Source organism: Mesorhizobium sp. P2_F7 (assembly GCF_056403695.1).
In genome coordinates, this window is the sequence record NZ_JBFUFA010000003.1 from 16917 (window position 1) to 31907 (window position 14991).

18 protein-coding genes and 1 tRNA gene are annotated in these 14991 nt (G+C 62.5%); 13 read left to right on the forward strand and 6 right to left on the reverse strand.

The features are described 5' to 3' along the window. Positions 1-182 precede the first annotated feature (182 nt). Both AC1DZ8_RS09845 and AC1DZ8_RS09850 read left to right on the forward strand, forming a co-directional pair. Positions 183-566, forward strand: coding sequence for a hypothetical protein (locus tag AC1DZ8_RS09845; RefSeq protein ID WP_477310743.1), 384 nt, complete (start codon positions 183-185; stop codon positions 564-566). A gap of 44 nt (positions 567-610) precedes the next feature. Next, a complete protein-coding gene (locus AC1DZ8_RS09850; protein ID WP_477400806.1) occupies positions 611-1174 on the forward strand; it encodes a hypothetical protein in 564 nt (187 codons plus the stop codon). A gap of 114 nt (positions 1175-1288) precedes the next feature. Here the strand turns inward: AC1DZ8_RS09850 and AC1DZ8_RS09855 are convergent, their stop codons facing one another. Next, positions 1289-1537, reverse strand: coding sequence for a hypothetical protein (locus AC1DZ8_RS09855; protein WP_477310299.1), 249 nt, complete (start codon positions 1535-1537; stop codon positions 1289-1291). Between the two features lie 581 nt (positions 1538-2118). Here AC1DZ8_RS09855 and AC1DZ8_RS09860 point away from each other — a divergent pair. Beyond that, positions 2119-2265: a hypothetical protein gene (locus tag AC1DZ8_RS09860; RefSeq protein ID WP_477310297.1), complete on the forward strand. Its 147-nt coding sequence runs from the start codon at positions 2119-2121 to the stop codon at positions 2263-2265. Between the two features lie 48 nt (positions 2266-2313). Here the strand turns inward: AC1DZ8_RS09860 and AC1DZ8_RS09865 are convergent, their stop codons facing one another. The 3 genes from AC1DZ8_RS09865 to AC1DZ8_RS09875 form a co-directional block, all read right to left on the reverse strand. Then, a complete protein-coding gene (locus AC1DZ8_RS09865; RefSeq protein WP_477400808.1) occupies positions 2314-2709 on the reverse strand; it encodes a response regulator in 396 nt (131 codons plus the stop codon). Between the two features lie 507 nt (positions 2710-3216). After that, positions 3217-3885, reverse strand: a complete 669-nt coding sequence (locus AC1DZ8_RS09870) for a GDSL-type esterase/lipase family protein (protein WP_477310293.1) — start codon at positions 3883-3885, stop codon at positions 3217-3219. Between the two features lie 578 nt (positions 3886-4463). Further along, positions 4464-4553 (reverse strand) — tRNA-Ser (locus tag AC1DZ8_RS09875). 360 nt (positions 4554-4913) lie between these two features. Here AC1DZ8_RS09875 and AC1DZ8_RS09880 point away from each other — a divergent pair. The 4 genes from AC1DZ8_RS09880 (at position 4914) to AC1DZ8_RS09895 (ending at position 7862) form a co-directional block, all read left to right on the forward strand. Continuing rightward, positions 4914-5669 carry a hypothetical protein gene (locus AC1DZ8_RS09880; protein WP_477310291.1) on the forward strand — a complete coding sequence of 252 codons (756 nt, stop codon included), beginning with the start codon at positions 4914-4916 and terminating at the stop codon, positions 5667-5669. A gap of 115 nt (positions 5670-5784) precedes the next feature. Further along, positions 5785-6108 (forward strand): hypothetical protein, encoded by a 324-nt coding sequence (locus tag AC1DZ8_RS09885; RefSeq protein ID WP_477310289.1) that lies wholly within the window; start codon positions 5785-5787, stop codon positions 6106-6108. 233 nt (positions 6109-6341) lie between these two features. Then, positions 6342-7331: a BMP family lipoprotein gene (locus AC1DZ8_RS09890; protein WP_477286027.1), complete on the forward strand. Its 990-nt coding sequence runs from the start codon at positions 6342-6344 to the stop codon at positions 7329-7331. A 69-nt stretch (positions 7332-7400) separates the two neighbouring features. Beyond that, on the forward strand, positions 7401-7862 hold the full coding sequence (locus AC1DZ8_RS09895; protein WP_477310287.1) for a GNAT family N-acetyltransferase: 462 nt from the start codon (positions 7401-7403) through the stop codon (positions 7860-7862). Here AC1DZ8_RS09895 and AC1DZ8_RS09900 read toward each other — a convergent pair. Together AC1DZ8_RS09900 and AC1DZ8_RS09905 are read right to left on the reverse strand one after the other, a co-directional pair. Next, entirely contained in the window at positions 7857-8249 is a 393-nt protein-coding gene (locus AC1DZ8_RS09900; RefSeq protein WP_477310285.1) for a hypothetical protein, read from the reverse strand. The two genes, AC1DZ8_RS09895 and AC1DZ8_RS09900, sit on opposite strands and share 6 nt — an antisense overlap. A gap of 13 nt (positions 8250-8262) precedes the next feature. After that, positions 8263-8472 (reverse strand): SlyX family protein, encoded by a 210-nt coding sequence (locus AC1DZ8_RS09905; RefSeq protein ID WP_477310283.1) that lies wholly within the window; start codon positions 8470-8472, stop codon positions 8263-8265. Positions 8473-8686: 214 nt separating this feature from the next. Between AC1DZ8_RS09905 and AC1DZ8_RS09910 the strand changes: the two genes are divergently transcribed. The 6 genes from AC1DZ8_RS09910 (at position 8687) to deoA (ending at position 14989) form a co-directional block, all read left to right on the forward strand. Next, positions 8687-10219 (forward strand): ABC transporter ATP-binding protein, encoded by a 1533-nt coding sequence (locus AC1DZ8_RS09910; RefSeq protein ID WP_477310281.1) that lies wholly within the window; start codon positions 8687-8689, stop codon positions 10217-10219. Continuing rightward, positions 10216-11355 carry an ABC transporter permease gene (locus tag AC1DZ8_RS09915; RefSeq protein WP_477310279.1) on the forward strand — a complete coding sequence of 380 codons (1140 nt, stop codon included), beginning with the start codon at positions 10216-10218 and terminating at the stop codon, positions 11353-11355. Before AC1DZ8_RS09910 ends, AC1DZ8_RS09915 begins: the two co-directional genes overlap by 4 nt. Position 11356: 1 nt before the next feature. Further along, positions 11357-12328 (forward strand): ABC transporter permease, encoded by a 972-nt coding sequence (locus tag AC1DZ8_RS09920; protein ID WP_023671125.1) that lies wholly within the window; start codon positions 11357-11359, stop codon positions 12326-12328. A gap of 115 nt (positions 12329-12443) precedes the next feature. After that, positions 12444-12836 (forward strand): cytidine deaminase, encoded by a 393-nt coding sequence (cdd, locus tag AC1DZ8_RS09925; RefSeq protein ID WP_477310276.1) that lies wholly within the window; start codon positions 12444-12446, stop codon positions 12834-12836. 12 nt (positions 12837-12848) lie between these two features. Further along, positions 12849-13670 carry a purine-nucleoside phosphorylase gene (locus AC1DZ8_RS09930; RefSeq protein WP_477400812.1) on the forward strand — a complete coding sequence of 274 codons (822 nt, stop codon included), beginning with the start codon at positions 12849-12851 and terminating at the stop codon, positions 13668-13670. Continuing rightward, on the forward strand, positions 13670-14989 hold the full coding sequence (gene deoA / locus AC1DZ8_RS09935) for a thymidine phosphorylase (RefSeq protein WP_477310272.1): 1320 nt from the start codon (positions 13670-13672) through the stop codon (positions 14987-14989). Before AC1DZ8_RS09930 ends, deoA begins: the two co-directional genes overlap by 1 nt. Positions 14990-14991: the final 2 nt, after the last annotated feature.

Below are 14991 nucleotides of genomic sequence, written 5' to 3' on the forward strand. Positions count from 1 at the left end.
CCATGACCCTTGGGATCGAAGCCGCAGGAACATCTGAGCGTCTCGACCGTTCGTTAGCGTCGGGTCACATCAACCCCCCGGCATCTTCTGGACCCGCCGCTGCGGTGAATGGAGCGGCGGGTTTTGGGATCTTATAGCGGGCCGCTCGGCCTGATCGTGGACTAGAAGACGGGCAAGTGCGAATGAAAATGACAGAACGACGGATTGCGATCAAGGAAGGGTATGCAAACAACGAGAGCCCGAAAGTGATAGCCACACGGCTTAGCTGTAGCGTGGCTTCTGTTAAGGCTACGGCCAGCCAGTTGGGCATCACCCGCACCCAGAAAGCCGCGTCAGACTTTCGACGTGGCTTCGCAGTCCCGGCAGAGATGCTGGTGCACTACAAGAAACTGATGGCAAACGGCTTCAGCGCGAAAGACAGTGGAAAGCTGCTGGGGTTGGCACAGAGTGAAATGAGCGAACGAACACTACAAGAGATAAATCATGAATTCTTGGATTGCCCCCAAGCCAAGGTGATAAGTTCGATCTCGAGCGCGCCAAGGGGGGTTGCGGGAGCCGCAGACTAATATCGTGGCCTATGCAAAATACGGTTAGACGCACGCTCAGTCGCTTGGCCGCGAAAGGCGGTTTCCCGATCGGGCCTAGTGTCTTCGAAATCTCATTTCTTGCTAATGGAACGGAATCGCGGGGCTACCATTTTCCCGCCATGGTTCGTTTTCTGCTCAGCCTCGTTCCGGTCCTATTTTGCAGCACGCTTCTTCTGGCGCAGGCGTGGCAGCAATTCGGTGTCAGGCAATTCGGCTTCACATTTGATGTTCCGCCGGGTTTTGTTCTGACTCAGCGTTCAGATCAAGGCGCCGCTTTTCAAGGCGAAAACGATGCCTTCCTTGCTGTCTGGGGTGCCAGACTCGGAAACGCCACTTTTCCCGCCGAGGTCGAGCACCGCATGATTGTGGACGAAAAGGGTGGGTGGAAGCTGACTTATCGGCGCGTCACCCCGAGGTGGGCCAGTTACTCGGGCATTAAAAGTGGCCAGATTCGATATGTCCGCGCTATCGCGATCTGCAGCGACCGTGCCGCACTCTTCACCATAAATTACAGCAGATCGGAAAAAGTCCCGTATGACCCGGTGGTTGTGCGGATGGTGCGATCCCTGAAAGCGGAAGGTTGCTAAGTTTTAGGGAGCGTGTTCAGAAACGCTCCCTGCAGGCCACAGCGAGGCGCAAAGAGACGCCCGGGCCCATACGGTGCTCGACGGCGGGCAAGGTTGAACGAGCGCTGGCGCCCGTCAGGTAATCAGCAGTCTGACTTTTGAGAGCCTTCGCCGAGCGAGCTTGTGTACCGCATCTGCGAGATGGTTGCCAAAGGCTTCGGTGACGAATGCTAGGGTCATCAAGTCGATCAAAAAATCGTCGATCGCGCGCGAGACCACGTTCGACCGCCCCTTGATCTGAAGCATCGAAGCTCGCGCCTCTTCCAGAGCGGCGGATGGATCGCCCGCATCCAGTAACGCTTCAAGCCTATCAAAAACCTGCACCTTGAATCCCCTTCGTCCGCGCGCACCCACAACGCGGCGGCCTCAATAAATTTCCAGTCGAAAGAAAAAAGATCCCAGAGGCTCGGCGCCCCTATCATTTTCGGGATGGGCTGCGGACAAGCGGCCTTTTTCGGTTGGGCGGGACGTAGCTTTCCACCAGGCGGACATGCTCGGCGTCGACCGTCACCAACGGCCGGAGGCTTATCGTCACCCGATACGAGTGACATGGCCGGTTAGATCTATATGCTGGCCGATCACCCGCATTCGAAGTGGAATCCACACCGAATGCGTGAACGCATAGGAGGGATCGTCACGCTGATGCGATCGGGCGTCACCCGGCCGCGCACAACCGCAGTGACAGCGACTTCATCGCCTACTTTGATATCTCCCCGAGCCATGCCAGGATTCTGGGGCAGCGGGCGCCGGCGTCAAGGATGAGCAAATCCTAATAAACGTGGTGGCAGTTACACCTCTAGCCGAAATTGATTTGAAAAACGGATTTCAGCGGACCTATAAATCGCTTTCCCATTGCGAGGGCAGCGGCGATGGATAGGGTTCGGGTTTCATCTTACGAGTGCGAGGTGCTGCGCAGCGCCTTTAAGAAATCCGTCATCGAAGAGAAAATACCCGAAGAGCGCTGGCGAGAACACGCCGCGCTTTTGATCCGCGCCTATAAAGGCAGCGATGACGTCGATCCCGAGTTGCTAGACTGGATTGTTCGGAAGTAAGCGCTAGGAAGCAGCGACCATACGGATTGTAAGCTTCCTCTTGCGGCTCTAATTCGAAGCTTCAGGTGCAGGCGGCTGCGCATTTAGGAGCGTCGACAACGCGGTTATGATTTGGGGCAGGGCGAACGGCTTGGAGATCATCACGCTGCCAGGAACGCCCTCAGCGCCCCAATGAACAGCACTGTCACCGCTAATATAGATCACTGGGAGGGTGGGCTTGGCTTGCCGCAAATGCCTAGCCAGGTCCCAGCCCGATTGACCAGCGCCTAATCGAATGTCCGTGACAAGAGCCTTGAACCTGTCCGGCTCCGCGTCGAAAGCAGCAATCGCCTCCGCCGCATTGTGGGCCGCTACCACTTCGAAGCCAGCTTCCTGCAACCCCGTTTCGACATCGAGCAGAATAAGCGGCTCGTCTTCAACGATCAGAATCGCCCCGACCATCATTTGTTAATGCCCCACCAGTTGCACGCTATTACGCGCACAACCGGGTATTAGTTCCATTGATATCTCATCCATGAACGACCTAACGCTTAGAGCGCTCGCGGCGAGCCTGCCGACGAAAGCACCAGCCGGATCAGCGGCGATGATGATGCTGCTGCTTGTCTATCGCGAGGGCTAGCGACGGCAGAGGGAGAGCCAAGGCGGCAATGTTGGGGGCGTTGCCGCCTTCATAGGGCACACCGATGGCCGGTGCCAGCAGCGAGGGTGTCATGGGACTGGCACGAAGATGGATCGCGCTGACGTGCCTTGTCTTATCTGTCAACGCGAATGCCCAGGATTGGTACAGCGGCACCCCTTGTCATGTAGAGGTGTCTATGGGAGCGGGCTTAGGTGCGCAACCTTGCGCCAAGGCCGCGCGGATTTCGTAACGCTGCGATCGAGACAGATATTCCCAGGGATCCGGGGTAAAGGTAAATTCCCGTCGTCCTCGCTCGTTCTTCAGACGGGTGCTCAATGCGGTTGCACTTGTGCGAGGAGCGCCTCAACCACAGGGAGCATATTCCTGACGATGATCGCCTCGCCCGCTGCATTGGGGTGGTCGTAGTCAAATTGCAGCAGATCCGGATTCCCCGTCACCCCCTTCTTGAAGTCGGCGTAGAGCAAATCGCCATGCTTGGCCGCCAGCTCGGAAAACATTTTTGAAAACGGCTCGGCATAGGGAGCCCCGCAATAGGCATAGGCCGCGGTTCCGACGACCAGCACTGGAACCCGCTTGTCGTCGAGAATACCCAGAATCTGGTCGAGATTCGCTCGCGTGTGCTCGAGGTCGAGAAGCCCGCAATCGTTCTGCCCCAGTTCGACAGTGAGAACGTTGTTTGCAGGGGTCGCCTGCAGGTCAAGGCCGCCGCTCGATTTCGTCAACCAACGGAGACCCACCCTGCTGTCGTTTGTGTACCCGACCTCTACAATTGTCACTTGGTGCCCGTCGGCGCCCAGCGCCGACTTGAGCTTAGCCGCAAATGCGTCAGCTGGTGCCTCTATTCCGTGGCCGTTGATGTAGCTGTCTCCGAGGGTGACGATTGTCGGAGATGCATCCTCAGCATCTACGTTGCCCGCTAACCCCAGCATCGCGGTAAATGTGCCAAGGACCGCAAATGAGACGTGACGCACCTTTGTCATGGTCTGCCTCCCAGCGGAACTATTCGGGATTATCCTGACTTAAGCCTCAGAGCTCGCTGGATCGTAGCACATTCTCACAGCCCCATGGACGAAGAGATGGCCGGCGCCGCAGCGTGAGGTTGCTTGATCAGCGCCGCCTTCGTGATGATTGGGACACCATGATCCTTGCCGATGCATTGGTTGCCGTCGCCGACGAAGACATTGAGGCCGTAGACTGCGGACGAGGATACACCCTGGAACGCCTAGCCGCTCAGCACCGCAAACGACACAGCCCGCTTCGGCGGGGCTCTTTGATGTATCCGTTCTGCGCCGAAAAAACCCGCTGCCTTGGGGGAGGGAGGCAGCGGGTTGATTTCAAGCTCGGGGGTGAGCTTGGTACCGCCATCGCTTGGGAGGGAGGAGATGGCCGACATCTGTAAAACTACCAACGGCGGCCCCGTTCCTCAATTGTGCGAGGGTATTAGTGCGCTAAACGAAGGCGCTATCGGATCACATGAAGGTTTAGCCGCATCGGCCGGGTTTTTTGGGTTATGGCATCGGGATAAAAACGCCAAAAAAAGTAATAAAATCATTAACATTGGCGGAGAGAGCGGGATTCGAACCCGCGTTACGGTCTCCCGTAAACACACTTTCCAGGCGTGCGCCTTCAACCACTCGGCCACCTCTCCGTCCTTGCATTCGCGCCGGCCTGTTTTGCCGCGCGGGTTGGGGAGATGCATCCCTTTGGGAAGTGCGGGGGAGACCCGCGTCACGGGCGCCGCCAACCAGCGGATGCCCTTCCCGGCGCCCGTCAATCAAACAGGCGCGGGGCTCATCTAGTCGATCCGGCGCCGAATGCCAAGCCATAACGGCAGTCTATTCGCTTTGCCGGCCATGCATCGTTTCCTCGGGCCGGCAACGCCTCCGCTTCAAGGGCGCCTCGGTTGCGAATGGTGTGCACAGGCAAGGCGGCAGGGCCGGCCGCGCTTGACTTCGCCCCGGGCCGGCTGTCGAGTGAGGCGGAGGCTTTGCGGGGGCAACGTCCGGACATGACATCGAGCAATGAACAGCCGGCCAGCGCAACGCCGGCCGGAGGCGTGCAAGGCAGTGGTGTGCCGGGCGGGCTGCCGCCGCCCGGGCGTTCGGACCTGTCCTTCATCCCGGTGGTCTGGCTCCTCTTCGTCATGGCGTTGTCGGTCTATGGGCTGGTTTCGGCCTGGTGGCTGGTCGGCAGTTCCGGCCTGCCGGACACGGTCTTCTATTTCGTCCTTGGCGCGCTGGCCTTCGATATCGTCACCATCCTGTGGGGCCTCTATCTGCTCGGCCTCGCCTTCGGCCGTTCGGCGCACTTCCCGCGCCATTTCACCTTCTGGCAGATCGCCGTCATCGTCTTTCTGCTGGCAAGGCAGGTCTATGTGCTGGCTGTGCCGGAATTCGTGTTCTCCGCCAGAAGCCTGGCCATCACTGCCGCCGAAATCGGCATTGGCTTGTTCTGCATCTACCTGCTGCGCCGCGACGCGGGACCCGCGGCTGTCTATGCCAGGCCGGCAGCGCAAGCGCCGTCAGCCTTCGCCTCGATTGCCGCAGCCCTGCTCGGCATCATTCTTGGCGCGATCGTCGGCGCCGTCGCCGGCTTTGGGCTGGGTGCTGTCATCGCCGAAGTCACCGACATCAGCTGTTTTGAGGGCGGCTGCGGCTATTTTGCCGTGTTCATCGGCCTTGCCGGGCTGGTGGTCGGCGCCATTGCCGGCGGCATCCTTGCCGTCTGGCTCGTCCATCGGCGCAGCCGAAAGGCGACCATATAGGCGGACGGGGGCTTCAAATTCGCGTAAGCCAATTGCGCGCCGGGCGTACGCATTCTATTCCTCGTCTTGACCGGAAGGTCCTCGGGAGGAGCTTGAGGACCGGAGGAAGATTTCGATGTTGCGTTTTCTGTTTCGCCTCGCGGCCATGGTCGCCCTTTCGGTCGCCGTCATCATGGCGGTGCTTGACGCGACGCGCTCGGTGGCGGCCTCCGCACTGGTCATGACACCGCTCAATTCGAGCTGGCTGGCGGTTTCGCCCGACACCCGCGCGGCCTTCGAGACCTTCGTGCGCGCCAAGGCCAATCCGATCGTCTGGGACGGCGGCATCGCCTGGGTACTGGCCCAGCCGGGCTTCGCCGTGTTCGCGGTACTTGCCTTGCTGCTCTACGCGATCGGCTACCGGCGCCGGCGGCGAGGCGGAGAATTCGCGCCGGGCTGACGGATTGTTCCGGGCGGACTTGCGACGACAAGGCGGCTCCCGCCCACGGCTGTCACCGCCTTGGGCATGCTTTTCCAAAAGGTCAAAATTCCGCGTGAATTTTGTTTCGGGCCGTGCCAGATTGCCCGGAGCGGGAGGGGAGTACGCTCCTGGCTGATGTCGCACGCCTGCCGGAGAACCGGGCAGGCGGGCGGCGCGTAACGGAAAAGAATAACCGACAGGGTGTGGATCACATGAAACGTATCGTTCTCGGCCTCCTGGCCGCAACCGCAATGGTTCTTCCGGCTTTCGCCGCGGATGTCCAGCCGGCCATCCTCTACGATCTCGGCGGCAAGTTCGACAAATCCTTCAACGAGGCTGCCTATCACGGCGCCGAAAAGTTCAAGACCGAAACCGGCACCGCCTATGTCGAGTTCGAAGTGTCCAACGCCTCGCAGCGCGAGCAGGCGCTGCGCCGCTTCGCCGAGGACGGCCGCAACCCGATCGTCATGGCAGGCTTTGCCTGGGAAGATGCGCTGAAGGTGGTCGCCAAGGAATATCCCGACCTCAACTTCGCCATCATCGACGACGCCGTCGATATGCCCAATGTCCGCTCGCTTGTCTTCAAGGAGAACGAAGGCTCCTATCTCGTCGGCATCCTGGCGGCGATGGCCTCGAAGACGAAGAAGGTCTCCTTCATCGGCGGCATGGACATTCCGCTGATCCGCAAGTTCGAATGCGGCTATGTCGGCGGCGCCAAGTCTGCCGGTGCGACCGACGTCATCCAGAACATGACCGGTGACACCCCGGCGGCGTGGAACGATCCGGCCAAGGGCGGCGAGATCGCCAAGACGCAGATCGACCAGGGCTCCGACGTGGTCTATGCAGCGGCCGGCGGCACCGGCGTCGGCGTGCTGCAGGCGGCGGCGGATGCCGGCAAGCTCGGCATCGGCGTCGATTCCAACCAGAACGGCCTGCAGCCCGGCAAGGTGCTGACCTCGATGCTGAAGCGCGTCGACGTGGCCGTCTACACCGCCTTCATGGACGGCAAGAACGGCACCTTCAAAGGCGGCCTGCAAAATCTCGGCCTCAAGGAAGGCGGCGTCGACTACGCCATGGACGACAACAACAAGGCGCTGGTCACTGACGAGATGAAGGCGGCGGTCGAAAAGGCCAAGGCCGACATCATTGCCGGCACGATCCAGGTGCACGACTACACCGCCGACAACGCCTGCCCGTATTGATCGGCAAGCGCTGAGGTTTGGAACCGCCGGGTGAGAGCCCGGCGGTTTTGTTTTTGAGGTGCAACTGCGATGCCGACCACAATCGAAGCCATGGCGGAGCGCGACGTGGAGGCCGTCGCAAGGCTGCGGCTTGCCGCGTTCTTTGCGGGTACCGGACGAACTTTGGCGGAAGACGCAGCCGGGCTTCGCGAATTGCTGGCCAGCGACGGGTTCGAGGCCGCGTTCGTTGCGCGAGACCAGGGCCTGCCAATCGGCAGTTGTCTGCTGGTACGCAACGAGATCGATCCGGCGCATGATTTGACGCCATGGCTTGCCGGGCTGATCGTTGACCAAGGCCATCGGGGACGGGGTATCGGCACAGCGCTGGTCAGAGCGGTCGAAGCCCATGCGGCATCGGCGGGCGTTGCCAGGCTCTATCTCTACACGTGGCAAGCGCGCCGCTTTTACGCAGCGCTCAACTGGGTGGAGGTACAATCCTTCGAGCAGGATGGCGGACCAATGGCTCTGATGTTCCGCGAGCTCACACTATAGCTGTCCGACGAGATATCCCAGCGCAAACACCACGATCAGCACTATGGCGATGACGGCGCCTCGTCGGCTGCCAAGCGAATGCACGCCGACACCGTAGGGGCGGCGCTCCAGCCTGCTGATCACCGGCGTCGGCTTCATCTCGTCCTGGCCGACCACGCGCATTTGCGGCATTTCGGCGATGCGCTGCGAGATCAGCCGCCAGCGGTCGCTGCCGCCCGACGGCTCCGCGCGGTCGAAGACATGCATGCGCTCGGCCAGCCGCATCACCGTGTCGCGGAAGGCGGGGTCGATCTCGAGGTCGCGCTCGGCGCGTTCCCGGTCGCGGTCGTTCATCAGGCCAAGCACATAGTCGCCGGCACGGGCAACGCGATCGCTCTCACTGGCCATCTGCCTCTCCTTGCTACCAGTGCGGCGGTTTGGTTATCGGCACGTCAGGCGACGACTGCTCTTCCAGCGCCAGGAAACGCTCGGCCAGCGCGTCGAGCTTGCGCTGCATGCGTTCGATGACCTGCCATTGCTCGGCAATCTGGCCGGACAGTTCTTCAATGGTCTTTTCCTGTTCAGTGGCGCGGATTTCCAGCGTCGTCAGCCGGTCGGCAGGCATGATCATCGAGAAAATCCTTCGGTTCTGGCGGACGCAGCTGCACAATGCTGCGACATTGAGCTTTGTATATTAGTGAATGTGAAGGTCTCAGGTCACGTTCGAAATTGACAATCGTACAGGGATTTGTCGAGAGTGTGCCTGCGCCGCCAATTGGCACGGGTGGGGCATCATGCTAGGCGTTTTGACCAAGCGATAAAAAAATAAGAGTGGGACAGGCTGCATGGCGCAAGCCGCAATCGAGCTGATCGGCATCAACAAGAGTTTTGGCGCCGTGCGCGCCAATCGCGACATCAACCTGGAGATCGCGCGCGGCACCATCCACGGCATTGTCGGCGAGAACGGCGCCGGCAAGTCGACGCTGATGTCGATCCTCTACGGCTTCTACCAGGCCGACAGCGGCGAGATCCGCGTCGGCGGCAAGACGGCCTCGATCAAGACGTCGAATGACGCCATCGCGCTCGGCATCGGCATGGTGCACCAGCACTTCATGCTGGTCGACAATTTCACCGTGCTGGAAAACATCATCCTCGGCGCCGAGAGCGATGCGCTGTTGAAAAAGAGCATCGCCAAGGCGCGCTCCGAGCTGGAGCGTCTCGAACGCGAATACGGGCTGGAAGTCGATCCCGACGCCATCATCGAGGAATTGCCGGTCGGCCTGCAGCAGCGCGTCGAAATCCTCAAGGCGCTGTATCGCGGCGCCGAAATCCTCATCCTCGACGAGCCGACGGGCGTGTTGACGCCGGCCGAGGCCGACCATCTGTTCCGCATCCTCAAGCAGTTGAAGGACCAGGGAAAAACGGTGGTGCTGATCACCCACAAATTGCGCGAGATCATGGCCATCACCGACAATGTCTCGGTCATGCGCCAGGGCACGATGGTGGCGACGCGCGAAACGGCCAAGACGACGGTGGGGGAACTCGCCGAGCTGATGGTCGGGCGACGCGTGCTGCTGCGGGTCGAAAAAGGCGAAGCGGAAGCCGGCGCCGTCAAGCTCGCGGTCAAGAACCTGACGGTGAAGGATTCCCGCGGCGTCACCATGGTCGACGACATCTCCTTCGATATCAAAGCCGGCGAGATCGTCGGCATTGCCGGTGTTGCCGGCAACGGCCAGTCCGAACTGCTGGAGGCGATTTCCGGCATCAGGCATGCCGTTTCCGGCTCTGTCATGCTCGACGGCAAGCCGATCGACCTCACCGGCAAGGCCGATCCCGGCGAATTGCGCGACCGCGGGCTCGCCCATGTGCCGGAGGACCGCCACCATGTCGGGCTGGTGCTGGCCTTCGAGGAGAACGAGAATTCGATTCTCGGCTATCATGACGACCCGCGCTACCTCAAAGGGCCGTTCCTCAACATCGACGCGATCATGGCCGACGCCAAGGACAAGATCGAGAAATACGATATCCGTCCCGGCAATCCGCGCCTGAAGACGGCGAATTTCTCCGGCGGCAACCAGCAGAAGATCGTGCTGGCGAGGGAAATGGAACAGGACCCGGGTGTTCTCATCGTCGGCCAGCCGACGCGCGGCGTCGATGTCGGCGCCATCGAATTCATCCACAAGCGGCTGATCGCCATGCGCGACCAGGGCAAGGCGGTGCTGGTGGTGTCGGTCGAACTCGACGAGATCCGCTCGCTGTCCGACCGCATCCTGGTGATGTTTGCCGGCCGCATCGTCGGCGAGCGCGGCCCCGAGGCGACCGAAGGCGAACTTGGCCTCTTGATGGCCGGCGTCGAGCGCCAGGAGGCTGCAGAATGAGCACGCCTTACGCCAAATTGCCGGCCTGGGCCGATTATGGGCTGATCCCGCTGATCAACCTGTCGGTGGCCTTCATCGTTGCCGGTTTCGTCGTCATGCTGGTCGGCGAGAACCCGTTTCGCGCGGCCGTCATCCTGGTCGAAGGTGCCTTCGGCAAGGGAACCGGCATCGCCTTCACGCTGTTTTACGCCACCACCTTCATCTTCACCGGTCTGTCGGTGGCGGTGGCCGCGCATTGCGGCCTGTTCAACATCGGCACCGAGGGCCAGGCCTATATTGCCGGCCTCGGCGTCGGCGTGGTCTGCCTGGCCTTCGACAGCGTGCTGCCATGGTGGCTGACGTTTCCGCTGGCGATCGCCGCCGGGGCGACGGTCGGCGCGCTGTGGGCGCTGATCCCGGCCTATCTGCAGGCCAAGCGCGGCTCGCACATCGTGATCACCACCATCATGTTCAATTTCATCGCCGCCTCGATCATGGTCTACCTCCTGGTCGGGCCGTTGAAGCCGGCGGCGTCGCAGGCGCCGCAGACGCGCAACTTCCTCGCGGGGGCCGAACTGCCCAAGCTCAACTGGATCATCGAACTGTTCGGCGCCAAGATCCGCTCGGCGCCATTCAACATCTGCTTCCTGCTGGCGCTGGTGATGGCCTTCCTGGTCTGGCTGCTGATCTGGCGCACCAAGCTCGGCTATGAAATGCGCACCTATGGCCATAGCCCGAAAGCGGCGCGCTATGCCGGCATTTCGGAGACCCGCATCATCATCATCGCGATGATGATCTCGGGCGCGCTGGCCGGCATGATGACGCTGAACCCGGTGATGGGCGACCAGCACAATGTGGCGATCGATTTCGTCTCCGGCGCCGGTTTCGTCGGCATCGCCGTGGCGCTGATGGGCCGGCTGCATCCGGTCGGCATCGTGCTGGCGGCGATCCTGTTCGGCATGCTCTACCAGGGCGGCGCCGAACTTGCCTTCGAGATGCCCGCGATTTCCCGCGACATGATCGTCATCATCCAGGGTCTCGTCATCCTGTTCGCCGGTGCGCTGGAGCACATGTTCCGGCCCTATGTCCAGGCGCTGTTCGCCTCGTTCAGTCCAAGGTCGGTCGGCATTGAAGCGGTCAAAGGGAAGGGCGCCTGAGATGGATGTGTTCATCGCCATCGTGCAGATACTCGACTCGACGATCCGCCTGTCGGTGCCGCTGCTGCTCGCCTGCCTCGCCGGCCTCTATTCCGAACGCGCTGGCGTCTTCGACATCGGACTGGAAGGCAAGATGCTGGTCGGCGCCTTCGCCGGTGCAGCCGCAGCTTCGGTCTTCCATTCCGCCTTCCTCGGTCTCGGCATGGCGATCGTGATGTCGGTCGCCTTTGCGCTGGTGCACGGCTTTGCCTCGATCACCCATCGCGGCAACCAGATCGTCTCCGGCGTGGCGATCAACTTCGTCGCCGCCGGGTCGACCATCATTCTGGGCCAGGCGTGGTTCCAGCAAGGCGGGCGGACGCCGGCGCTGCAGCCGGGCGAGCGCTTCGAGGCCATCACTCTGCCTGGTGCCGCCGCGATCCACGATGTGCCGATCATCGGACCGATCTATTCCGAGCTTCTGTCCGGCCACTCGATCCTGGTCTATCTCGCTTTCGCCATGGTGCCGTTCACCTGGTGGGTGCTGTTTCGCACCCGCTTCGGCCTGCGCCTGCGCGCCGTCGGCGAGAACCCGGCCGCTGTCGACACCGCCGGCATTTCGGTCGCCTGGCTGCGCTACCGGGCGCTGATCTGCACCGGTATCCTCACTGGAATCGCCGGCGCCTATCTGTCGATGGTGCAGAATGGCGGCTTCGTGAAGGACATGACCGCCGGCAAGGGCTATATCGCGCTGGCGGCGCTGATCTTCGCCAAATGGCGGCCGGTCAACGCCATGTTCGCCTGCCTTCTGTTCGGCTTCCTCGACGCTGCGGCGATCCGCCTGCAGGGCTCGCCGCTGCCGCTCATCGGCAAGGTGCCGGTGCAGTTCATGCAGGCGCTGCCCTATGTGCTGACCGTCATCCTGCTGGCCGGCTTCATCGGCAAGGCGATCCCGCCACGCGCCGGCGGGGTGCCCTATGTCAAGGAACGGTGATCCGCTAACGCTAGTCTGAGAACGCTGAGCCGAACGTGCGGCTCGGTGCGTGAAAGGCGCGAGGAAAACGCAAAGCGCCGGGTTTTGACCATGATCGTCGGAGAGAACACCAGATATGTCGCATGATCTGTTCGAAGCCGCGCAGGAAGCCATGGGCAAGGCCTACGCGCCCTATTCGAAGTTTCCGGTGGGTGCGGCGTTGCGCACCGAGGACGGCCGTGTCTTCACCGGCGCCAACATCGAGGTCGCCTCCTATCCGGAAGGCTGGTGCGCCGAGACCACGGCGCTTGGCCATTACATCATGGGCGGTGGCGGCAAGATCGTGGAGATCGCCGTCATTGCCTCGCGCATGGCGAAGTGCTCGCCCTGCGGCGGCTGCCGGCAAAGGCTGGCGGAGTTCTGCCGGCCGGACACCAAACTCTACCTCTGCGACAATGGCGGCGTGGTCGAGACCGTGACCATGGGCGACATGCTGCCCTACGGATTCCGTGGCGACATTTTGAAATGAAGATTGGCTGACATGAAAGAAGCTCTGGACCATCTTGTCGAGAAGCTGGACGGGCTGGCGCCGACCACGGCGATGGTGCTGGGCTCGGGCCTTGGCGGGCTTGTCGATCAGGTCGAAAATGCCGTGCGCGTTTCCTATGCCGACCTGCCGGGTTTCCCCCGCAGCGGCGTTACCGGCCATGCCGGCGAGGTGGTGGCGGGGCTGTTTGCCGGCACGCCGGTTCTGATGCTGTCGGGGCGCGCCCACTATTACGAGCACGGCGTTGCCGCGGCGATGCGGCCGGCGCTGGAAGTGCTCGCCGGCATCGGCATCACCAAGCTGATCCTGACCAATGCCGCCGGTTCGGTCGATCCCGACATGCCGCCGGGATCGGTGATGATGATCACCGACCATATCAATTTCTCCGGCTCCAACCCGCTGATCGGCGAGCCCAGCGACCGACGCTTCGTCGGCCTGACCGAAGCCTATGACATCGGCTTGCGCGCGGCGATCGAACGCGCCGCAAAAGCCACCGGAACCAGGCTGCACCAGGGCGTCTATATGTGGTTTTCCGGCCCGTGCTTCGAGACGCCGGCAGAAATCCGCATGGCGCGCATCATGGGCGCCAATGCGGTGGGCATGTCGACCGTGCCGGAAGTCATCCTCGCCCGCTTTTTCGGCCTGCGCGTTGCCGCCTGTTCGGTGATCACCAACCTCGCCGCCGGGATGACCGGGGCGGAGCTGTCGCACCAGGAGACCAAGGACATGGCGCCGATCGGTGGCGCGCGGCTGGCGACGATCCTTGCGCATCTGTTCCAGGACGGGTTGCCGGAGCCGAAGGGCGACGACGCCTGATGCTTCCGCAGGAAATCATCCGTCGCAAGCGCGACGGCCAGAAACTGTCGGCGCCGGAGATAGCGGCCTTCGTCGCCGGCGTAACCTCGGGCAGCGTCACGGACGGTCAGGTCGGCGCGTTCGCCATGGCGGTGTTCTTCAACGGCATGAGCCGCGACGAGGCGGTGGCGCTGACACTGGCGATGCGCGATTCCGGCGACGTGCTCGACTGGTCGGACCTGCCGGGTCCGGTCACCGACAAGCATTCGACCGGCGGCGTCGGCGACAATGTCTCGCTGATGCTGGCGCCAATCGTCGCCGCCTGCGGCGCCTATGTGCCGATGATTTCCGGCCGGGGGCTCGGCCATACCGGCGGCACGCTGGACAAGATGGATGCCATCCCTGGCTACATCAGCCAGCCAGATGTGGCGCGCTTTCGCAAGACGGTGCTGGAGACCGGCTGCGCCATCATCGGCCAGACCGCCGATCTGGCGCCCGCCGACCGCCGCCTCTATGCGATCCGGGACGTGACCGGAACGGTGGAATCGGTGCCGCTGATCACCGCCTCGATCCTGTCGAAGAAGCTGGCGGCCGGCCTGGGTTCGCTGGTTCTCGACGTCAAGGTCGGCAACGGCGCCTTCATGGAGAAGTCGCGCGATGCCACCGCACTGGCCAACAGTCTGGTCGAGGTCGCCAATGGCGCCGGCCTGAAGGCCTCGGCGCTGGTCACCGGCATGAACGAGCCGCTGGCGTCGGCGGCCGGCAATGCGGTCGAGGTGCGCAATGCCGTCGACTTCCTCACCGGACGGTTCCGCGACAAGCGGCTGGAGGATGTGACGCTCGCGCTGGCGGCCGAGATGCTGCAATCGGCGGGGCTGGTTTCGTCGCAGCAAGATGGTCTCAGGCGGGCCGCCGAGACGCTCGCCGGCGGCCGCGCGGCGGCCATTTTCGCCCGCATGGTGGCCGCCCTTGGCGGCCCCGCCGATTTTGTCGAGAAGCCGGAGAAATACCTGCCCAAGGCGGCGGTAGAGTTTGCGGTCAAGGCGACCGGGAATGGCTTTGTCAGCGGGATCGCCACCCGCGATATCGGCCTTGCCGTAGTCGGGCTCGGTGGCGGGCGGACGCGGCCGGACGACAAGATCGACCATGCGGTCGGGATCACAAGGCTGCTGCCGATCGGCGCCGAGGTGCGGGCCGGCGATGCGCTGGCGCTGGTCCATGCCCGCACGCATGCGGAGGCCGAGGCAGCCGCGGCCGCCGTGCTTTCGGCCTATACGGTCGGCGCCTCCAAGCCGGCCGCCGACAAGACTGTCATCCGCCGGGTGCTGGCGCGCGGTTAGTG